At 52.4% G+C, this 21512-nt stretch carries 19 protein-coding genes; 11 read left to right on the top strand and 8 right to left on the bottom strand.

Features of this window, described 5'->3' with window-relative positions; genetic code table 11:
* Positions 1–71 precede the first annotated feature (71 nt).
* On the bottom strand, positions 72–302 hold the full coding sequence (locus JY391_RS13140; RefSeq protein ID WP_042287849.1) for a DNA polymerase III subunit theta: 231 nt from the start codon (positions 300–302) through the stop codon (positions 72–74).
* 137 nt (positions 303–439) lie between these two features.
* Between JY391_RS13140 and yobA the strand changes: the two genes are divergently transcribed.
* Genes yobA through JY391_RS13125 form a run of 3 tightly spaced genes read left to right on the top strand, consistent with a single transcriptional unit; the run spans position 440 to position 2032 of the window.
* A complete protein-coding gene (gene yobA, locus JY391_RS13135; protein ID WP_211934431.1) occupies positions 440–802 on the top strand; it encodes a CopC domain-containing protein YobA in 363 nt (120 codons plus the stop codon).
* A 2-nt stretch (positions 803–804) separates the two neighbouring features.
* Complete coding sequence (copD, locus tag JY391_RS13130; protein ID WP_211934430.1) at positions 805–1677, top strand: copper homeostasis membrane protein CopD; 873 nt, start codon at positions 805–807, stop codon at positions 1675–1677.
* 16 nt (positions 1678–1693) lie between these two features.
* On the top strand, positions 1694–2032 hold the full coding sequence (locus JY391_RS13125; RefSeq protein WP_211934429.1) for a YebY family protein: 339 nt from the start codon (positions 1694–1696) through the stop codon (positions 2030–2032).
* Positions 2033–2482: 450 nt separating this feature from the next.
* Here the strand turns inward: JY391_RS13125 and JY391_RS13120 are convergent, their stop codons facing one another.
* The gene (locus tag JY391_RS13120) at positions 2483–3136 is read right to left on the bottom strand and encodes a helix-turn-helix transcriptional regulator (RefSeq protein ID WP_042287837.1); all 654 of its coding nucleotides are present in this window, start codon (positions 3134–3136) and stop codon (positions 2483–2485) included.
* Positions 3137–4138: 1002 nt separating this feature from the next.
* Here JY391_RS13120 and JY391_RS13115 point away from each other — a divergent pair.
* The 4 genes from JY391_RS13115 (at position 4139) to JY391_RS13100 (ending at position 9367) form a co-directional block, all read left to right on the top strand.
* Positions 4139–4696, top strand: coding sequence for a fimbrial protein (locus JY391_RS13115; protein ID WP_229264051.1), 558 nt, complete (start codon positions 4139–4141; stop codon positions 4694–4696).
* Positions 4697–4767: 71 nt separating this feature from the next.
* Entirely contained in the window at positions 4768–5469 is a 702-nt protein-coding gene (locus tag JY391_RS13110; protein ID WP_229264050.1) for a fimbrial biogenesis chaperone, read from the top strand.
* Between the two features lie 42 nt (positions 5470–5511).
* The gene (locus tag JY391_RS13105; protein WP_211934428.1) at positions 5512–8061 is read left to right on the top strand and encodes a fimbria/pilus outer membrane usher protein; all 2550 of its coding nucleotides are present in this window, start codon (positions 5512–5514) and stop codon (positions 8059–8061) included.
* A 37-nt stretch (positions 8062–8098) separates the two neighbouring features.
* Entirely contained in the window at positions 8099–9367 is a 1269-nt protein-coding gene (locus tag JY391_RS13100) for a fimbrial protein (protein ID WP_211934427.1), read from the top strand.
* 71 nt (positions 9368–9438) lie between these two features.
* Here the strand turns inward: JY391_RS13100 and JY391_RS13095 are convergent, their stop codons facing one another.
* The 5 genes from JY391_RS13095 to yebS form a co-directional block, all read right to left on the bottom strand.
* Positions 9439–9630 (bottom strand): YdfD/YebW family protein, encoded by a 192-nt coding sequence (locus tag JY391_RS13095; RefSeq protein WP_042287832.1) that lies wholly within the window; start codon positions 9628–9630, stop codon positions 9439–9441.
* A gap of 102 nt (positions 9631–9732) precedes the next feature.
* Positions 9733–9969 (bottom strand): YebV family protein, encoded by a 237-nt coding sequence (locus JY391_RS13090; RefSeq protein ID WP_167333858.1) that lies wholly within the window; start codon positions 9967–9969, stop codon positions 9733–9735.
* Positions 9970–10074: 105 nt separating this feature from the next.
* Positions 10075–11523 carry a 16S rRNA (cytosine(1407)-C(5))-methyltransferase RsmF gene (gene rsmF / locus JY391_RS13085; RefSeq protein ID WP_072014989.1) on the bottom strand — a complete coding sequence of 483 codons (1449 nt, stop codon included), beginning with the start codon at positions 11521–11523 and terminating at the stop codon, positions 10075–10077.
* A gap of 78 nt (positions 11524–11601) precedes the next feature.
* Positions 11602–14235 carry a PqiB family protein gene (locus tag JY391_RS13080; protein WP_181821478.1) on the bottom strand — a complete coding sequence of 878 codons (2634 nt, stop codon included), beginning with the start codon at positions 14233–14235 and terminating at the stop codon, positions 11602–11604.
* Positions 14204–15487, bottom strand: a complete 1284-nt coding sequence (gene yebS / locus JY391_RS13075) for a membrane integrity lipid transport subunit YebS (protein ID WP_211934426.1) — start codon at positions 15485–15487, stop codon at positions 14204–14206. The genes JY391_RS13080 and yebS overlap by 32 nt, the downstream gene beginning before the upstream one ends.
* A 128-nt stretch (positions 15488–15615) precedes the next feature.
* Here yebS and msrC point away from each other — a divergent pair, with 128 nt between their 5' ends.
* From msrC to htpX, 4 genes are all read left to right on the top strand, one after another.
* Complete coding sequence (msrC, locus tag JY391_RS13070; protein ID WP_042287822.1) at positions 15616–16113, top strand: free L-methionine (R)-S-oxide reductase MsrC; 498 nt, start codon at positions 15616–15618, stop codon at positions 16111–16113.
* 97 nt (positions 16114–16210) lie between these two features.
* On the top strand, positions 16211–16897 hold the full coding sequence (gene proQ, locus JY391_RS13065) for an RNA chaperone ProQ (protein WP_060569596.1): 687 nt from the start codon (positions 16211–16213) through the stop codon (positions 16895–16897).
* Between the two features lie 19 nt (positions 16898–16916).
* Entirely contained in the window at positions 16917–18965 is a 2049-nt protein-coding gene (prc, locus tag JY391_RS13060; RefSeq protein ID WP_211934425.1) for a carboxy terminal-processing peptidase, read from the top strand.
* Between the two features lie 192 nt (positions 18966–19157).
* On the top strand, positions 19158–20039 hold the full coding sequence (gene htpX, locus JY391_RS13055; RefSeq protein ID WP_042287815.1) for a protease HtpX: 882 nt from the start codon (positions 19158–19160) through the stop codon (positions 20037–20039).
* A 77-nt stretch (positions 20040–20116) separates the two neighbouring features.
* On the opposite strand, the gene JY391_RS13050 is transcribed toward htpX, so the two are convergent.
* Positions 20117–21490, bottom strand: coding sequence for an MFS transporter (locus JY391_RS13050; protein WP_211934424.1), 1374 nt, complete (start codon positions 21488–21490; stop codon positions 20117–20119).
* Positions 21491–21512 lie beyond the last annotated feature (22 nt).

The following is a 21512-nucleotide window of genomic DNA, read 5'->3' as shown; positions in this document are numbered from 1 at the left end:
AATGATAGATTAAGAATAGACTTATACTGTAGCAGGCAATATGTAAGGATATGTAACTTTAAAGCAAAACGTTATTTTACTTTTGGCTCATACGGTAAACGTGACAACGTCACAGACGTCAGACGGTGGGCGATAAGACGCTCGCGGAACCAGTCGCGCAGATGCTCTGGCTGTTCGCGCTCCACGACCTCGGCGACGACGGGCATGTTATAGCGTTCTTTAAACGCCACGCCAGCGGCCGCCAGATCGACATTCACTTTATCCATTTCAGCTTGTTCAAGCTGAGCGAGATTTTTTTGCATGGTCTTCTCCTTAGGTATTGCGCGCAAAAGTTACTAAGAGACCGCCGCGATGGCAAGTCGCAATTGATGCGTCTCGACTCAAACATTATAGAGGGTTATCCTCTGAAGATAAGACATAACAAAAAGGAATAGTTGATATGGTCACTCCTGCACGTACGCTCCTGTTTCTGACCGCCATGCTGACGACGCCCGTAGTCTGGTCGCATGCGCATCTGACGCATCAGTATCCGGCTGCTAATGCCAATGTAACCGCCGCGCCGCAGGCGCTCACCCTTAACTTTTCTGAAGGGATTGAGCAAGGTTTCAGCGGTGTGACAATTACCGGTCCAAAGCAGGAGGCTATCAAAACACGGCCCGCCAGGCGCAACGAACAGGATAAAACGCAACTGATTGTGCCCCTTGATGACGCACTGCCGCCGGGGATGTATACGGTTAACTGGCACGTTGTGTCCGTTGATGGCCATAAAACCAAAGGGCAGTACACGTTTAGCGTGAAATAAGTATGCTGTCGCTCACCTGGGTCACGCTTCGTTTCATTCATTTTACCGCGCTGATGCTGATATTTGGCAGCGCGCTTTACGGTGCGTGGCTGGCGCCGGCGGCGCTTCGTCGTCTGATGAATTGCCGGTTTTTACGTTTGCAACAGTATGCTGCTGGCGCGAGTTTTCTGACAGCGGCGCTGATGCTGGCAGTGCAGGGCGGATTGATGGGCTCCGGGTGGCAGGATGTATTCTCTGTGTCAATCTGGCGCGCGGTTCTGCAAACCCAGTTCGGCGGTGTCTGGCTATGGCAAATTATTCTCGCCCTTGTGACGCTGGTGGCAGCGCTTCTCGTTCCGCGAAATTTACCGCGACTGCTGCTGATTTTAGCGTTTGCCCAGTTTGCATTGCTGGCGGGCGTCGGCCATGCCACGCTGCATACAGGCATTTCAGGCGCGCTACAGCGGAGCAATCACGCGCTGCATTTGCTCTGTGCTGCGGCCTGGTTTGGCGGTCTGATGCCAGTCCTCTACTGTATGCGCCTGGCAAAAGGCCGTTGGCGTCAGCAGGCCATCGCCGCCATGATGCGTTTCTCGCAACATGGTCATCTCGCTGTGGCGGGCGTGTTGATCACCGGGATCGCGAATGTCGTATTTATTCAGGGATTCTCCCTTCCCTGGCGAAGCGGCTGGGGTCAGTTGCTTTTGTTAAAATGTGCACTTGTGGTGCTAATGGTGGCAATCGCGTTGCTGAATCGGTATGTTCTCGTACCACGGATGCGGTTGGGACATTGCCGTATCAATCAGTATTTTATCTGGATGACAAAAATTGAATGGGGTATGGGAGCGGCGGTTCTGGCGATTGTCAGTCTGTTCGCGACTCTGGAACCGTTCTGAAGGACAGGCAAAATTCATGAAAAAAATGATTCTTTCTTTGCTGCTGTTGGTCAGCTCCGGCGCGGCGCTGGCGGCACCGCAGGTCATTACCGTTAGCCGTTTTGAAGTGGGTAAAGATAAGTGGGCGTTCAATCGGGAAGAAGTGATGCTGACATGCCGACCGGGAAACGCGCTGTTTGTGATCAATCCGAGTACGCTGGTCCAGTATCCGCTTAATGACGTGGCGCAGCAGCAGGTGGCCAGCGGAAAAACCAACGCTCAGCCTATTCACGTTATTCAAATAGACGATCCGGCAAAGCCAGGGGAAAAAATGAGTCTTGCGCCCTTTATCGAACGCGCCGAAAAACTCTGCTAATTACCAAAAATATCTTTCTGATTTCCAATAAAAAACCGCAAGTATCGTCGAAACGCGCTTGCGGTTTTTGCTTTTTAGCACATGACGGATGCCTGTTTTTTCCAACCACTTTCGCCATGGACTGGAAAACCTGGCGTCGTCATCTATTCTTATAAGGCAAGGCGACTTAGCCTGCATTAATGCCAACTTTTAGCGCACGGCTCTCTCCCAAGAGCCATTTCCCTGGACCGAATACAGGAATCGTATTCGGTCTCTTTTTATCTGCCTTAAGGCGAAATCGCGTGAAAGGCAGGCCCGTCATCACCAGTAAGCTGGCGTTACGGTCAGTTTTGTTATACCACAGCAAAAAACGGTTTAACATTTCTTTTACGAAAAATCAGTGCCTCTATCACGTCCAGTCGGCGAGGCTGGAAGCAGAGTTGTCGTGGAGTGGGGCGTCAACGGCCGAACTCACTTGTGTTGCGAAGTGAGCAAGCCTCCATTGTGAAAAAGTCCCTGCAGGTTACGTACACCGACTTTCTGATAGATGCGCGATCGATGCGCATATATGGTTTTAGGGCTTACGTTAAGGGCTTTCGCGATGCTGTCAACACGTTTACCTTTCAGAATCATACGAATGATCTGATGCTCGCGTCGGGTGAAACGCGACAATAGCTGATTGCTGGTGATGTTGATATTTTGTGGCGCGCGTTTTTGCAAAATAAAGTCTCGCAAATTTTTTTTGATCTCTGCCACTGGCGCGCCTTTAGCTAAGCAACAGTCAACCTCGGCAATAGGCAATTCCTTATGGATAACAAGCATCATCGAACCGAAAATTTTCATTCCCTGAATTAAGTTAAGCACCTGGGAATTGCCGATCAGCCGCACATCGTAATCTGCGATAAGCAGTCTGTCTTCATTTTGAATCATATCCTGAAAGTTCATGTGAAATACACTCTCACAATGTACGACGTTATAAAGCACTCCTTTTTCGCTCAGGATCTCTGGCAGCATTGAATGGATGATATGCTTTATCGCCATAAAGAAGTAGCGGTCAGTCGTAATAACAGTAATTGTTGACTCATGACATAAGCGTTCAGCGACAGGGCTCAATTTCTTACCCATTTTACTCTCCATAACGGGGCCATATCCTTTTATTACCTTTACTCCATTCGCATGATTAATCACCACGTATAGAGAATCAATGTTTGTTTTTGCGGGAAAAATCCTGGCATAAAAAGATAACGATTTCTGGGTATTTACAGTTTAATGCAATGCGGCGACTAGCTTTTCGACTTTTACGCGAAAAGAAAAATATTTACACTGCCAATTTCTTTTACGTATAATTATATGAATTTAATGGGAATTTTATGTTGGCCTTTTAACAAACTGATTACTATTATGTAGATTAATTATCTTTTATTAACTATCACTGAATCTACTGACTGTGTCTGCATTAAGAAAATTCTTATTTTATGCGCATTTTTCATGTCTGCATGTGCCATAAACGGGTTGAAATTGTATGCAAAAACACCAATACGGTGGATTTACTTTCTTTTGAAAGCATCATTTGTGAAAAATTATCTAACACATTACTTTTTGATATCATTTCGTTAACATTGTCGGGTGGGATAGGTTTCTTTTTTATTGACAGTAAACGGAAACTTGCCTGGTCAAATTCCTCGTACGTAGAAATGCGCCTTGACCATGTCATCAATAGGGATATTAGGATTTTTTTCTTAATTTTTTGTGCGGTGTTGCGTTCTTTCTGGCAATTAAAATGTGTGCAGATAAATCATTTTCAAAGATTTATCGTTCAACGCGTTCAAAATTGATTATCAGACTAATTTCTTAATCTGCATTTTTATTTAAATTCAAAATAAAGAATTTTGTCCTATTTTTAAGCTAAAGTCTTAATCGACCTTTACTGAGATAATTCGCTGCTTTAGTATTTATTTGTCGAAGGCCTAATAAAACTTAGGGAACATCTACGTTCAGCCGCTGTGATATGTGGTCTGGGCTTATATCATCCTTCGCAAAGAAAAGAGTATTAATAGAAGTGGTTTAATACTCGTGCTACTGCAATTTATTCCGCGTGAATATTTTAATATACATGGAGTTTGTACAATGAGCATCAAAAAAACGTTTCTGGCTGCCGCTTTAATTGCTGGAGGATTTGGCACGCAGGCACAGGCCGCTGATGGTACGATTTATTTTGAAGGTAAACTGACTGGCACTACCTGTGATATCACCGTTGACGGCCAGGCTTCACCTGCAACAGTCGTTCTGCCGGAAGTCAGTACCTCTCTGCTGCAGACTGAAGGTCAGACAACGGCGGATACCGGTTTTAATATCCAGCTTGCTAACTGCACGGGCGTCACCAGCACATCAACGGCGGCGGCATTCTTCGAAAACGGTTCTACGGTTGACACGACTACCTTTAACTTGCTGAACACTGACGAAAGTGTGCCTGATGGCGCGACCAATGTTCAGCTGCAGTTGGTTGACAAAGTGACAGACCTGCCGCTGCAGGTGGGCCACACCAACCAGACCACGACCACTTCACGCATTGATATGAGCAGCGGCGCAGCCAGCCTGCCTTACACCGTGCGTTATTACGCAATGGGTGCGACAACGCCTGGAACAGTGAAAAGCCAGGTTAACTTCAGTATCGATTACGAATAATCATAACGGAAAGATATTTTCATTATGACTGCAGGCGAGCGTAATGCTCGCCTGAAAAAAGGACTTGAGCGATGAAAATGAAATTACTGCCCCTTATCTTTGCCTTGTTTTCCACGCTTGTGGTCTTTTCCGCAAACAGTGCGGTTATTATTGCTGGCACTCGCGTCGTGTATCCAGAAAAGGATAAAGAAGTTTCCATCAAGATGACCAATAATGGCAAATCACCGGTATTAATCCAGTCGTGGATAGATTCCGGCGATCGTCATTCCCGTCCGGATAATGCCAGGGCTCCCTTTACGTTGACGCCTCCTATTAACCGCGTCGATCCCGGAAAAGGGCAGTCATTGCGGATACGTTATACCGGCGAGACCTTGCCAAAAGATAAAGAGTCTATTTTCTATCTCAATGTACTGGAAATCCCGGCAAAGGTGAAAAACGCCGAGGATAAAAGCATGCTGCAAATGGCTTTTCGTTCTCGTCTGAAGCTTTTTTATCGACCGTCCGGGCTGGCGATGACCGCCAGTGATGCCCAGCAGCAGGTGAAATGGACGCGTCAGGGCACGACGGTAACCGCCAATAATCCCACCCCATATTTTATTAATGTCGCTTACTTTTCTGAGGATCGTGACGGGAAAGTCAGTATTGGCAACGGCGGGATGCTGGCGCCTGGCGAGGTAAAAACCTTTCAGCTCAGCCGTGCTGCGGGTAATTACTATCCCTTCATCATTAACGACTATGGCGCTATGCGTCTTATTGAAACTGAAAAAAAGTAATGCCGAATACAAAATTATAAAGTGCAGTTACAGGAAGATATCATGGAACGGAACCTTAATTTAACCATCACCGGCACAATGACGCTTTGTCCTCTGGCGATTGCCATTGCTACGGCCTGTTTTTCTGTTGCCTGTGCGGCTGATACTTCTTTCGTTGAATTCAATACCAATTTTATTAGTCCTGATAGCAAAAACCGTATTGATATCGCTCGTTTTCAGAAAGGTATCCCGATCCCCGGGAAATATAACGTTGAAGTGATTATCAACGACGTTGCCATGGGGCAGTATGACCTGCAGGTATCAAATGGATCAGGTCAGAATGTCGACGGTGACATATGTCTGTCGAAAAAAACATTTATCAATCTTGAATTTAATACCGAGAAACTCTCAAGGGAATCGCTCACGCTCCTCAACCGCGCGGAGGATAATGACTGTTTACCGATAAATCAGATCCTGCCAGAAGCATCGTTCGAGCTGGATACCGGTGAACAAACGCTTAGTCTCGCGATTGCCGATATCTACTTAATTAAGCGCCCGCGTGGTTACGTTAACCCGGCATTATGGGATCAGGGGATCACCGCAGGTATTCTGAACTACAATGCGAACTTTTACCGCAACGTAACCTCGCATAACGAAAGCGATGCGATTTATGCCGGGATTAACAGCGGTTTTAACCTGTTAGGCTGGCATTTTCGCCATAACGGCAGTCTGAGCTGGCAGGAAGACTTTGGCCGTCATTACCAGGCCCTGGATACTTACGTGCAGCGTCATATTCCAGAGATAAGCAGTAAATTAACGCTGGGCGATGCCCACACCACGGGCGAACAGTTTGATACCCTGGCGTTTCGCGGTATTCAACTCGCGAACGCGGAGCAGATGCTGCCTAATTCCCAGCGTGGCTATGCGCCGTTAATTACCGGTATCGCCAGAACCAACGCCAGGGTAAAAGTGATGCAGCAGAACCGTTTGTTGTACGAGACGACGGTTGCGCCTGGCGCGTTCGAAATTAACGATCTCTTTTCCACGGGTTACGGTGGTGAACTTGAAGTCATTGTGGAAGAAGCCGACGGTTCAGTACAGCGTCAGCTCGTGCCGTTTGCCTCCACCAGTAATCTCTTGCGCCCTGGCATCACGCACTACAGCGCTACCCTCGGTACGTTGCGTAAAGGCTGGGTCGAGGATGAACCTTTTCTCGCCGAGTTCACCTGGCGTCGGGGGCTGTCCAATCGATTCACCGCGTATACCGGTATTCAGGGTAACGAGGACTACAAAGCTGGGCAAGTGGGGTTGGCCATGGGGACCCATGTTGGCGCCTTTTCATTCGTTGTGACCCATGCCAGGAGCACATTACCGAAGGAGTATGACCGCTTTGGCAAAACGATGTCCGGGGAAAGCTATCAGCTGAAATACAGCCATTCTATTGTACAAACCGGCAGCAATATCAGCGTGGCGGCCTACCGGTTTTCTACCGAAGGCTACATGGACTTTATGACGGCGATGCAACTGCGAGAGGCGCTGAATCATTATGATAGCCGGCTCGAGGTTTATCGTCCCAAGAGCCGTCTGGGGATCACGGCTAACCAGCGACTTCCTGATGGTTGGGGGAATTTTTATGCCAGTATTTACCAACAGAATTACTGGAAACAGCATGGGCAGGATCGCCAGTATCAGCTTGGCTATAACAATCACATCGGCCGGGTTAACTATAGCCTGAGCGCCAGCCGTAACCGCAATGGCGAGGGTGACTATGAGACCCGTTATATGCTTAGCCTGAGTATTCCTTTCTCAAGCGAGAGTCCGTTTAGCCAGATGTCCGTCAACCTCAACCGCGACAACGATGGGCGCATGCGCGAACAGATTGGGGTAAGCGGGACGGCGCTGGACAACAATGCCTTCAGCTACAGCGTCAGCGCCGCCAACGCCAATAAAGGCGGAACCCGCAGCGCGGCCTTTAACAGTTCGTTGCGCACCCCGTACACCACGCTACAGACCGCAGCAGGGGCAGGCAAAAACTACCACAACTATTCACTGGGCGTGAACGGTACGGCTGTCCTGCACAGCGGCGGTCTAACCCTGTCGCCATACACCGCCGATACCGTGGCGCTGGTCGAAGCGAAGGGGGCGAAAGGGGCGGCTGTCAGCAGCTATCCGGGAGTCAGCATCGATCGTTTTGGCTATGCCGTCGTGCCTTATCTGAACGCCTGGCAAATGAACGAAGTCAGCCTCGATCCGAAAGGCTTACCCGACGACATTGAGTTAAACCTGACCAGCCAGAAAGTGGCGCCCTACAGCGGTGCGGTCGTTAAGCTTCAGTATGGCACCACAGTGGGAACACCGGTGCTGATTGTCCTGGACGAAAACAGCAAAGTACCGTTCGGCGCGGACGTCTATGACAGCAGTCAAAATTCTGTCGGCGTTGTGGGTCAGGGAAGACGTATTTTTGCTCGCCTGGCAGAGCAGAGTGGTCAACTGAACGTGCGCTGGGGAGAGTCGGCGCATCAACAGTGCCTGCTCAACTACCAATTACCGTCTCGCGATAAAACGGACAGCCGCGGCATGCTGACCATCAATGGTCGCTGTGTGTCGCAGTGACCCCGCGAACCGGCCATGTGATTTAAGGAAAAACGTCATGCAAATCAAACCCGCCTTTTGGCGCTATGTTGGCGCCACTGGTTTTCTGTGCTGCGCCATGCTGTATAGCCATCCGGCAAACGCCCTGGTGACCTGTTCAGGGACAAGAATAAATAATGTCGACAGTGAAATCATTCCTCAGGATTACGTCGAACTCAACGTTCCTATTCTTTCCGATCGCGTCACGGTAAGTGCCCTTCGCGATCTCCCTTTTGGCTCTGAGTTATTTTCGCAGCGGATAATAAACACGGGCGCTGTGGGCTTAGGATACAGTGATTGCACATCAAGTACGGGTAGCAATGAAACTTTTTACGTAAACGGTAGACTGGAATTTGAAAATGGCGGACCGGCGACCGTCGGTCAGTATCAGGGGTTTGACATTTATGAAACGGGAACACCTGGTGTCGGTTTTTCACTGGTCTGGCGCGACAATACCGTCAACCGTTCTCTTCCTGTCGAAAAAATCTCGTCGCCGAACTCGTTAGACATGCCCTTCGCCAACTCTGTCGCGCCAGGTTCCGGTTATATCATGTTTGTGCTGGTCAAAACGGGGGATATTCCTGCAGGGACATGGACGCTGCCTGTCACTATTCCCCCTATTATTACTTACGCTTTTCCCGGCCAAAATATGGCGGCGGACTTTCAGGTAAAGGGTCAACGTATTCGTATTAGCGGTAACCTTAATGTCGTTGCTGGCAGTTGTCAGACACCGGATGTGCATGTGCAGTTAGGGGAGTATGAGATAACTGATGCGATGAACCGATCTAACTGGTATTCGCCGTGGAAAGATTTCAACATTCAATTGATCAATTGCCCGGTGATGGCCGGACGCTATGAGAGTGCTTTTAGTTATTTGAGTCCCAGCAGCAGTTGGGCCGGTGAAGGCAGCAGCAATACCTTTGTTGAGGACCCCTGGTATCCCAGCGTCATCGCCTATCGGCTCGATCCGATTAACGAAGTGGGGTCTACCTACCTTGGTCAAACCTGTGTTAAAACCGACCCTGAGCCGAATGGTTCAGAGGGGCTCTGTATTGAGATCGAGGATCCGATACTGCCAAATGATAAAAGCGCGTTAGCATCCAGCAATTACGATTGGCGAGGTAAGGCTTTTTTGAATCAGAACTACCTGGGCAGTAACGCGACAAGTTATACAATTCCGCTGCGTGCGCGCTATTCCCGCCTTCGCGAAGCTACCGGCGGCACTGTGCTTCCAGTAAAAGCCGGCACGGCAAATGCAGCTGTGGAATTTACCATCTTCTACGAGTAAACAATCGTTCATTAATACGCAGCCCCTGGCGGCTGCGTAGCTTTCTTCCCGCCAGGCGAGTGCTGTCATGGCTAAAAGTCGCTGTACTGCTGCGCGGGCATCCAGAATCCATCAATAAAATCTTCGACCGGAAAGCAACCGCCGTGGCGAATCCGCTGATCGTCCATCGAATACAGGCATTGTTGCTCAGTATCGTATACATCCACCACGATATCGTCACAACCGCCATCCAGATAACACACAAACAGAACCAGTGCGAACATTCCATCCTCTATTTGTACAGCCGTATCAATAGTGTAGGAGGAATTTACGGAAGCGGGAAAGGGGAAGTAAATAACCCGCCAGGCCGACGGGTTCTTTTTGAATCAGGCAAGGCGCATGATCCAGGCATCAGACTGTTGATCGTAATGGTTGCGGAACAGCACCGAATGTTCCCCGTTGAGGATGGCAGGGATGCTGGTTTCGTCGTCCCAGGCATCCAGTTGCATACATAAATCCGGGTCGGATTTACACGGAATGGTTAACGTTCGGTCTCCCGGCGACTCGCCGTGTAATTCGGCATCGTCGATTTCAAAGGCGCCAATGCGCACACTGGTTTTCATCATCGTGCTCTCCGTTGATTCACTGTTTGTGGTACGACCAGTTTAGCCGCCCATTTTTCAGCGTAGTCAACGCAGGCAAAAGCGCCAGTCAAAAAATGCGCAAAATTAGTTCTTTTGCGCGTTACCGGTAAACAATTTGCCGTCGCGAACCAGCTCGCGCGGATAGCTGTTTTTCAAACGCGAACCGATGCGTTTCGCCAGACCAATCGGCTGATGCTGAAAAGTGACCAGAACGTCATCCGTATCAGGCGTGTGCTGTGGGTAGACATCACGCCCGCGATACCACGCTTCGGCTTCCTCTGGGGTAAGTTCAAAGGCCGTACGATGGGTGACATCGGCAAGCGCAATCACCGCTTCGTGCTGCCAGCGGAAACCCTTGTTATGGGTCTCAGCGAGCTTAATGCCCAGACGTGAGAAACGGACTTTTCCGATCACGGGTTCGATCTCCGCCGGGAAAAGCCATAGCTCTTTATCGCGTTGCCACAGACGCATGCCGTTGTCCCATTTCAGACCGAGGGCGTTCGCGGCCTGGACAATCTTTGTCGCGTCGCGGTCTTTTACGGGTGCAAAAGGAAAATTGCCTACCTTGTATGTTGGGGCCGGCAATGGCGGAATCGACGCCGTTTTGCGCAGACGCGCCACAAAGAAGCCTTCGCAATCATAAATCTGCGGGAAAACATGCAGGAAACCCTCTGCCGTGAGCGCTTGTTTTGCTTGTGGAAAGAGGTCGGCGAGCGGCAGAAATTCGACGGCATCGCCATACTGTCCTTTCAGCCAGTGTACGACGGCTTCATTTTCTTCACGGTTCAGCGTACAGGTTGAATAGACCAGCGTGCCGCCAGGGCGCAGCGCATGGAACGCGCTGTCGATCAGTTCTCGTTGTGTTGCGGCGATCGCATGATTGCTCTCAACGGACCAGTTTTTCAGCGCATCGGGATCTTTACGCACGACGCCTTCGCCTGAGCAGGGCGCATCAAGCAGAATGGCGTCGAACATTTCCGGCAACGCCGCGCCGAAGACGCGGCCATCAAAGTGGGTGAGCGCCACGTTACCGATCCCGCAGCGGCTGATGTTAGCGTGAAGCACTTTTACCCGGCTGGCGGCGTATTCGTTCGCCAGAATCGCTCCCCGGTTCCCCATCCGCGCAGCGATTTGTGTCGTCTTTGAACCTGGCGCGGCGGCAACGTCCATAACGCGTTCCGGCATATTCCCGTCGGCAAACAGCGCGGCGACCGGCAGCATCGAACTGGCTTCCTGAATGTAAAACAGCCCGCTCAGATGCTCTGCGGTACTGCCCAGCGGCAGTGAGTCTTCATCATCCCGTGCGATCCAGAATCCTTCCTCGCACCACGGCACCGGCGTAAGCGACCAGCCGTAAGGCGCGGTCAGGGTAAGGAAGTCGGCGACCGTGATTTTCAGGGTGTTGACGCGAATGCTGCGACGCAGCGGACGCTGGCAGGCGGCGAGAAAATCGTCGAAAGAGAGGGAGGCGGGCATCGCCTCGCGCATTTGCGTGAGAAAAGCTTCAGGAAAATAAACAGCGTGTTGAGTCACGGAGCGGCACCAGCGGCAGTAAAACAGGCGCGCAGTGTAGCATAAAGGCTCCGGCGCGAGCACGCCGGAGCAATGGTATTAGCGCGGCAGAGCCGTTCCCCATTCGCGCCACTCTTTCGGTTCGCTTTCCTGCAACAGGAAGTGTTTGCCTGCCTGCGCTTTCGGCGCCAGCGGTATGCCTGGCGGGGTAGCAAAGGCAATGCCGCCGCGAATGAACTGATTAAAGGTGCCGGTTTTCACGACGCCGCCCGTCAGGCCGAAGTCCAGACTGTAGCCGGAGGCCAGCCAGAAGACCGAATTATTGCGCACCAGATGTTGATAACGTTGGCTGATGCGCAGGGCAATCATCACGCGGTCCGACAGCGAACCCAGCGTCATGCCGGTCACCGTTCCGACCTCAATCCCGCGGAACAGGACCGGCGTACCGATAGCCAGCGAACCGGCCTCCGGCGCTTCCACCACAATACTTAAACCGTCGAGATAGCGAGAGTCGGTGATGGTGGCTTCCTGAAGTTCAAAGTTGCGACGAGGATTCCCGCGCCCCGGCTCCACGTTGATATAAGGTTGCAGGATGGTGTCCAGATGCTCCACACCTGCCGCCGAGATTTGCGGGGTGATCACCGAGAAGCGGGTGCCCGCGCGGGCAAAGGTCTGCACGTATTCCGGGTATAACACCGCTTTTGCCTGAACTTCGTTGCGAGCGGTGATCAGTTCCAGGGTCTGGATTTGCCCGATATCAATCCCGAGGTAGCGGATCGGCATGCCGGCAGCCAGCTTCCCGGCATCAAAAGCGTGAAGCGTAATCTGGCCGCCAACGGCGCGGGCGGCGGTTTCCGAGGCGTACAGAATGCGTTTGTCGCCTTTACGCTGGCTGGCGCTCGCGCCGCTCAGGTTATCGAAGCTGATCGCGCCTTTCAGCGCCCGCGACAGGGGAGAGGCCTGAACGGTCAACCCGCTGCCGTTGAGCTGTACTTTCGCGCCGCCTTCCGCCCAGAACACGCTGTTGCTGGTCAGCAGGTTACGGTATTCCGGTTTGATATGCAGGTCGATATCAAACGCGTTGGCGCGCGGACGCACCGTGATCACTTCACCCACCTCAAATTTGCGATACAGCACGACCGAACCCGCCTGCACGTCAGGCAGCGTTTCCGCGCTGAGCGTCAGGGTGGTCGTAGGCAGATCGCTGAGGCTATTTTCCACCGCTTTTTCCAGATTGGCATACAGCGGATAGCTGGATTTCATTTCGCCTTTATTACCGGGCAGAATGCGAATACCGCCATTGATCCATTCGCTGGCGCTGGCGCCGAGAAACTCCACGCCGTCAAGTCCGACTTTGACGTCGACCCGACTATTGACGACAAATTTGCTGTCGCCTTTCACCAGATCGCGATGTTGCGGATCGATGGCGACGGTAAAAGTCACGCCTTTGGGGGTCAGTTTGCGGTCGATAACCTGGCCGACCTGAACGCCATGCAGGATCAGCGGCTGCCCCGCGTCAATGCCGTAGCTTTCCGGCGCGGTGAGAGTCAGGGTCAGAACGTCAGGCTCGTGCAAAAGCGCTTCTTCGCCGGGAACGACCACAAACTCGCTACGCGGTTCGCCGTCGCCGGGTACCAGCTCAAAGGTTTTGCCCGTCAGCAGCGAGCTAATATTGGCGTCGCTAAGCGAGAGTTTAGGACTGCGCAGTTCAATGCGGGTATTCTCACGCAATAACGTGACCACGCTGGGATCGACGGTCATTTCGCCGGTGACTTTACCACCCGGTTGTAATACCAGTTTGGTGAGTTCGCCAACCTCAAGCCCCTGATACATCAGCGGGGTGGAGTCCGCCTTCAGCCCTTCGCCGCTCGGCAATTGCAGCTTCACAATAACGCCACGCTGGCTGTGGGCCAGATCTTCATACAGCCCGAAGGAATCTTCTTGCTCCGCCGGTTTTGACGACTCCGGCGAGTCAAAGGCGATAGCGCCGTTAACCAGTGCGGCCAGGCTTTCGAGCTTCACTTTCGCCCCGCTCAGGCTGACGTCTGCGTCGATGCCCGACACGTTCCAGAAGCGACTGCCTTTTTTCACCAGGTTGGTGAATCGGCGTTCGATCAGCACGTCGATAGTGACGCCCTGTTTATTAGGATTGATGCTGTAGTCATACACTTTGCCGACCGGGATCTTACGGAAATAGACCAGTGAGCCGCTGTTCAGCGAACCGAGATCCGGGGCATGCAGATGAATCATTAAATCGCCATTATCAAGACGATATTTCGGCTGGGTGTCGAGAGCGACAAAGTGATCCTTCTCGGCGCCTTTGCCGGGCATCATGCCGATATAGTTGCCGCCGACCAGCGCGTCAAGCCCGGAGACGCCAGCAAGCGAGGCTTTAGGCGTGACCAGCCAGAACTGGGTTTCTTCGCGCAGGGCATCCTTCATGTCTGATTTAATGCTGACCCGCACTTCAATTTTGCGCAGGTCTTTACTCAGGCTGATATCCTGGACAGTACCGACTTCGACGCCCTGATAACGGACGGGCGTTCGCCCCGGCACAATACCGTCCGCCGACTGAAAGTCGATGGTGACGGTGTTTCCACGATCCTCGTAGCTGTTCCATATCAGCCAGCCCGCAATCATTAAAGCAATGAGCGGCAATAGCCAGAAAGGCGAGATACGGCGTTTTGTTTTAATTTGCGCTTCAGTCTGCGAAGCGGGCGTTTCCTGACTCATGTGCATCCCAAAGTAAGCGGCTGTCCAGCCATTCAACAGCAAGAATAGTCAAAATTACCGCTGCGCCGAAATAAAACGCAGCCGGTCCCATAGTAAAAGCAAGAATCTGGTCGCGGTTAATGAGCGACATGGTTAACGAAATGACAAACAGATCCAGCATCGACCAACGGCCGATCCAGGTCACCATCCGCAGCAATTGGATGCGCGTCCGCAGCCCCTGCTCACATTTGAAATGAATGCTGAGCAGCAGGGTAAACATGACGATCACTTTGGTAAAGGGCACCAGAATACTGGCGATAAAGACCACGGCGGCAACGGCGATATTGCTGCTGGCGAGCGACATAATACCGGACATGATGGTGTCTTCCTGACGCCCGCCGTTGACGTAGATCACCGAGATAGGCAACAGGTTCGCGGGCAGCAGAAAGACAATTGACGCCAGCAGCGCCGCCCAACATTTTTGTATGCTCTGGTTTCGACGTTCGCGCAGCGGAATGTGACAGCGCGGGCAGCGTCCCCGGCGATCCGGATAGCCGGTAAAATGGCAGCCGAGGCAGACGCGGAGCTTTTCGTCCGGTCGATTTGCTGGCCGCTGCGGATAAAAACGCTCCCACAGCTGCTCGACGTTGAGGTGCGAGAGCGTCAGGATGCTCAGGATGACTAACGCCACGAAAGCGAAAAGGCCGACGCCCGGCTGTAAGAAGGCGTAATCCTGAACCTTAATTGACGCAACGCCAATGCCGACCAGGTAAATGTCCAGCATCACCCACTCTTTCAGTCTTTCCAGCATCAGCAGGACTGGGCGCAGATTCATGCCGAGGATATTGCCAAACCACAGATAGGCTATTGCGGTGACAAGGATCAGCGGCGCGCCGGCGACGCAAAAGAACACCATCGCGGCGGTGATAGGATCGCCCTGTTTGGTCATCTGCCAGATCCCCTGCATAACGTTGGCGTCAATGCGGATGCCGAGCAGATAGATGTGCAGCAGCGGCTCGCCCCAGGCAAAGGGCATCAGCAGCATCATGGTAACCGCCATCGCCGCGAGACGGGTTAACGACCAGTCGCGACCGTCGCGTATTTTCGCCTGGCAGCGGGGGCAATAGGCGCTCTGGTGAGAACGCATTTTCGGCAGACTAAACAGCAGGTCGCACTGAGGGCAGCGCTGATAGTGTGCACGGGGAAGAGCTTCGCTGATGGACCAGATCGCTATTTTTTTGGTTGGCGTAATGTGTTGAGTCTTGAGAGCCATGTATCGCGATTCAAAGTGTTAGATTAATGTAATATTAACTCATGACGGGAATGATCTTGAGCAATAACGCATTTAATGCTTATTTTAATAGTCCGGCAGTAAGCGTAAGACAACCAAGTGATTAAATAATGAACAAGACCGAGCTGTATGCGGATCTGAACCGCGATTTTCAGGCATTGATGGCAGGGGAGACCAGTTTTTTGGCAACGCTGGCGAATACCAGCGCGCTGCTGTACGAACGTCTGGCGGACGTGAACTGGGCGGGTTTTTACCTGCTGGAAAACGACACGTTGGTGCTGGGCCCGTTTCAGGGCAAAATCGCCTGCGTGCGGATCCCGGTGGGGCGCGGCGTATGCGGTACCGCCATCGCGCAAAATCAGGTTCAGCGTATTGAAGACGTTCACGCGTTTGATGGACACATAGCCTGCGATGCCGCGAGCAATGCGGAAATCGTGCTGCCGGTTACGGTAAACGCGCAGCAAATCGGCGTGCTGGATATCGACAGTACGGTGTTCGGGCGTTTCACTGAAGAGGACGAAGCCGGACTTCGTGAGCTGGTAGAACAGCTCCAGACCGTGCTTGCAACGTCGGATTACAAAAAATTCTTTGCGAGCGTCGCAGGATAATCAACGGATAACGTAGCAATTACTGATGGCGTCATTATAATGACGCCTGTTCATGCCTGCGGCTTGTTGGCTACGTCCGTTGTAATCAGGAAATTTCATGGAAAATCAACCTAAGTTGAATAGCAGTAAAGAAGTTATCGCGTTTTTGGCCGAGCGTTTTCCGCAGTGCTTTAGTGCGGAAGGCGAAGCGCGCCCGCTGAAAATTGGTATTTTTCAGGATCTGGTGGAGCGTATTGAGGGTGAAATGAACCTCAGCAAAACGCAACTTCGTTCCGCTTTACGTCTTTATACTTCCAGCTGGCGTTACCTGTACGGCGTGAAGCCGGGTGCGACGCGTGTTGATCTCGACGGCAACCCGTGCGGTGAGCTGGATGAGCAGCATGTTGAACACGCGCGTAAGCAGCTTGAAGAAGCGAAAGCACGCGTTCAGGCGCAGCGTGCGGAACAGCAAGCGAAAAAACGCGAAGCTGCCGCTGCCGCAGGGGAAACCTCCGACGCGCCACGCCGCGAGCGCAAGCCGCGTCCAGCGCCGCGCCGTAAAGACGCGACCGAACGTAAACCGCGTGGAGAAAAACCGGCTGCAAAAGCGCCGCGCGCCCCTCGTGAAGAGAAGCTGACTCCGGTTTCGGATATTTCCGTCCTGAGCGTAGGCCAGTCTCTGAAGGTGAAAGCGGGTAACGATGCGATGGATGCCACGGTATTAGAAATCACCAAAGATGGTGTCCGTGTACAGCTGAATTCGGGTATGTCTTTGATTGTACGCGCAGAACACCTGGTGTTCTGAAACGGAGGCCAGGCCTGGCATGAACAGATTTTTTAGGCTTACCGCGTTAGCTGGCCTGCTTGCACTAGCAGGCCAGACCTTCGCTGTAGACGACATTACGCGTGCCGATCAAATTCCCGTCCTTAAGGAAGAAACGCAACATGCGACCGTCAGTGAGCGCGTTACGTCGCGCTTCACGCGTTCGCATTATCGTCAGTTCGATCTTGACGAGGCTTTTTCCGCCAAAATTTTCGACCGTTATTTAAATCTTCTCGACTATAGCCATAACGTATTGCTGGCTGGCGACGTAGAACAGTACGCGAAGAAGAAAGGCCAAATAGGTGACGAGCTACGTTCGGGAAAGCTTGACGTTTTCTACGACCTCTACAATCTGGCGCAAAAGCGCCGCTTCGAACGGTATCAGTACGCGTTAACGGTGCTGGAACGTCCGATGGATTTTACCGGCAACGATAATTTCAACCTGGACCGCAGCAAAGCGCCCTGGCCGAAAAATGAGGCTGAGCTGAATGTGCTGTGGGACAGCAAAGTGAAATTTGATGAGCTTAGCCTCAAGCTGACCGGCAAAACCGACAAAGAAATTCGCGAAACGCTGACACGACGCTATAAATCAGCGATTCGCCGTTTGACTCAGACCAACAGTGAAGACGTTTTTTCCCTGGCGATGACGGCATTCGCCCGTGAAATCGACCCCCATACCAACTACCTCTCGCCGCGCAACACCGAGCAGTTTAATACTGAAATGAGCCTGTCTCTGGAAGGTATTGGCGCGGTGTTGCAGATGGATGACGACTATACGGTTATTAACTCCATGGTCGCGGGCGGTCCGGCGGCGAAAAGTAAAGCGATTAGCGTTGGCGATCGCATTGTCGGCGTAGGACAGACCGGCAAGAGCATGGTGGATGTGATTGGCTGGCGTCTTGATGACGTGGTTGCGCTTATCAAAGGTCCAAAGGGCAGTAAGGTTCGCCTGGAAATTTTGCCTGCCGGTAAGGGGACAAAAACCCGCATTGTGACGCTGACCCGTGAACGTATTCGTCTTGAAGATCGCGCGGTTAAAATGACCGTTAAAACCGTCGGCAAAGAGAAGGTCGGCGTGTTGGACATTCCGGGCTTCTACGTCGGTCTGACTGACGATGTGAAAGTCCAGTTGCAGAAGCTGGAAAAACAGAACGTCAGCAGCGTCATTATCGATCTGCGTACCAACGGCGGCGGGGCATTGACCGAGGCTGTTTCGCTCTCTGGTCTGTTTATCCCTTCAGGTCCGGTGGTCCAGGTGCGCGACAATAACGGTAAAGTCCGTGAAGACAGCGATACCGATGGCGTTGTGTACTATAAAGGGCCGCTGGTGGTAATGGTCGATCGCTTTAGCGCATCGGCGTCGGAAATCTTCGCCGCGGCGATGCAGGACTACGGTCGTGCGTTAATCGTTGGTGAACCGACCTTCGGCAAAGGTACCGTTCAGCAATATCGTTCCCTGAACCGTATTTACGATCAAATGCTGCGTCCGGAATGGCCCGCGCTGGGCTCGGTGCAGTATACGATCCAGAAATTCTACCGCGTGAACGGCGGCAGTACCCAGCGCAAAGGGGTAACGCCGGATATCATCATGCCGACAGGTAATGAAGAGACGGAAACCGGTGAGAAATTCGAAGATAACGCACTGCCGTGGGATAGCATTGATGCGGCAACTTATGTGAAGTCAGACGATCTCAAACCGTTCGGACCCGCGTTGCTGAAAGCGCACAATGCCCGTATCGCCAGCGATCCTGAGTTCCAGTACATCATGAAGGACATTGCCCGTTTCAATGCTATGAAGGATAAACGCAATATCGTTTCTCTCAATTATGCTCAGCGTGAAAAAGAGAATAATGAAGATGATGCGTTGCGTCTGGCGCGGATCAACGATCGGTTTACGCGTGAAGGCAAACCGGTGTTGAAGAAACTGGACGATCTGCCGAAAGATTACCAGGAACCGGATCCGTATCTTGATGAAACCGTGAAAATCGCGCTGGATCTGGCGCGCCTCGAAAAAGAGAAGCCCGCAGAACAGCCCGCTCCCGCCAAATAACCCCACACAGGCACAAGAAATTGTGCCTGTTTTTTTAACACTCGCAGCAGGACGTCAGCCAACGGCAACAAAATGTAAAGTTGTGTCTTTCTGGTGACTTACCGCCCGCTGATGCTTGAAAATAACCATACAACCCATACGATGTGGGTAATCGCATAGTGCGTTTTGTTAAGTTGAGGTTAAAAGAAAATTATGATGCGAATCGCGCTCTTCCTGTTAACGAACCTGGCCGTCATGGTTGTGTTCGGTCTGGTGTTAAGTCTGACAGGAATTCAGTCGAGCAGCGTACAGGGCCTGATGATCATGGCGCTGCTGTTCGGTTTTGGTGGTTCCTTCATCTCTCTGCTGATGTCCAAATGGATGGCGTTGCGTTCCGTGGGCGGAGAAGTGATTGAGCAACCGCGCAATGAAAGAGAACGCTGGCTGTTAAACACCGTCGAAACGCAGGCGCGTCAGGCGGGTATCGCCATGCCGCAGGTGGCTATTTACCATGCGCCGGATATTAACGCCTTTGCGACCGGTGCGCGCCGTGACGCGTCGCTGGTGGCGGTCAGTACTGGCCTGCTGCAAAACATGAGTCCGGACGAAGCCGAAGCGGTCATTGCGCACGAAATTAGCCATATCGCCAATGGTGACATGGTGACAATGACCCTGATTCAGGGGGTCGTGAACACCTTTGTTATCTTTATTTCGCGTATTCTGGCGCAGATCGCCGCAGGTTTTCTTGGCGGCAACCGCGACGAGGGTGAGGGTAGCAACGGCAACCCGATGATCTACTTCGTGGTGGCGATGGTTCTGGAGCTGGTCTTCGGTATTCTGGCAAGCATTATCACCATGTGGTTCTCCCGTCACCGTGAATTCCATGCCGACGCGGGCTCTGCGAAGCTGGTCGGGCGTGAAAAAATGATTGCCGCATTACAGCGTCTGAAAACCAGCTATGAACCGCAGGAAGCATCCAGCATGATGGCGTTTTGCATTAACGGTAAGGGCAAGTCCCTGAGCGAACTGTTTATGACGCACCCGCCGCTGGATAAACGTATCGAAGCGCTGCGCAGTGGCGCATACCTGAAGTAAGACATGATGTCCGGTGGCGCTGACGCTTCCCGGACATCATGGTTGAATCTGAATGCGCGTCTTTTGACGCGCATTTTTTACGCCTGCGAACGAGGTTGAGTGATGCGTAACCCACTCACCACGGCCGCCACCGACGCCAGAATACCGGCTGCCAGCAGGGAAACGTGCGTGCCGTTATCACCGAAATGGTTGAGCATAAGGGCAACCAATGCCGCGCCCGTACTTTGTCCCAGCAGACGTGCTGTTCCCAGCATACCGCTCGCGCCGCCGCTGCGTTCGCGCGGGGCTGACGTGATAATGGTGTGATTGTTTGGCGACTGGAACAGTCCAAAACCCGCCCCGCATAAAATCATCGGCCAGATGATATTAAAGTCGGACGGCGCAGAAGGCAGCAACACCAGCGCGAACAGGCCGCATGCCATCACCACCATGCCCATCGCGCCAAGTAATCCGGCGTGAACACGCTCGATCAGATACCCCGCCAGCGGGGCCATCACCATTGTGGCCAGCGGCCAGGGGGTCAACAGCAAGCCGGTTTCCACTTCACTACGTCCCAGAACCGTTTGCAGATAAAAAGGCAGGGAGACCATTGCCAGCATTTGAGCGCAGAAAGAGCAGATGGATGTGCCAATCGACAGGGAAAAAAGCGGAATACGCAGCAGATCGACCGGCAACAGCGGCACAGGAAGGGCCAGCTGTCGACGGATAAATAAGTAACCTACCATCATCAGCGCCACCAGCTCCGCGGTAATTAACGTCAGCGATTGTCCTTGTGCAAAACCACTGAGGGCCGTGATTAACAGACCAAACGTCAAGGCATTCATGATCGCGCTCGGGAGATCGAAGCGTGGTTTATTCTCCCGCGGCGCGTTGGGCGGCAGATAGCGGATTGCCAGCAGCAGGGCGATAATGCCCAGCGGGACATTAATTAAAAACAGCCACTTCCATGATGAGATGGAGAGGATGGCGGCGGCAATGGTGGGGCCAGCGGCAGACGAGACGGCGACAATAAACGAGTTAATCCCCATTCCGCGTCCCAGATGGCGCTGAGGGTAGATCAGACGGATGAGCGCCGTATTGACGCTCATTAACGCCGCGCCACCGAAACCCTGCGCCACACGCGCCACGGTGAGCATCTGTAACGAGTCGGAAAGCGCGCAGAAAAGCGAAGCCAGCAGAAAGACCACCAGTCCGCATTTGTAAATACGGCGATAGCCAAACATATCGCCAAGAAAAGACAGTGACAGTAACGAAACGACAATCGCGATTTGGTAAGCGTTAACCACCCAGATAGACCTGGCGGCAGAAGCCTGGAGATCGGTGGCGATGGTGGGCAACGCCACATTAGCGATCGCGCCATCAAGCACGGCCATTGAGATCCCGATGACGATGGTGAAAATAGCACCGTAGCGCTGCGGAAGCGGCAGACCGTCGGCCTGTGATTTATTCATATGGTTGATAGTTTTTGCGAGG

The sequence above is a fragment of the Citrobacter sedlakii genome (genome assembly GCF_018128425.1).
Classification (GTDB): Bacteria; Pseudomonadota; Gammaproteobacteria; order Enterobacterales; family Enterobacteriaceae; genus Citrobacter_A; species Citrobacter_A sedlakii.
This window is presented reverse-complemented; position numbering and strand designations above follow the sequence as displayed.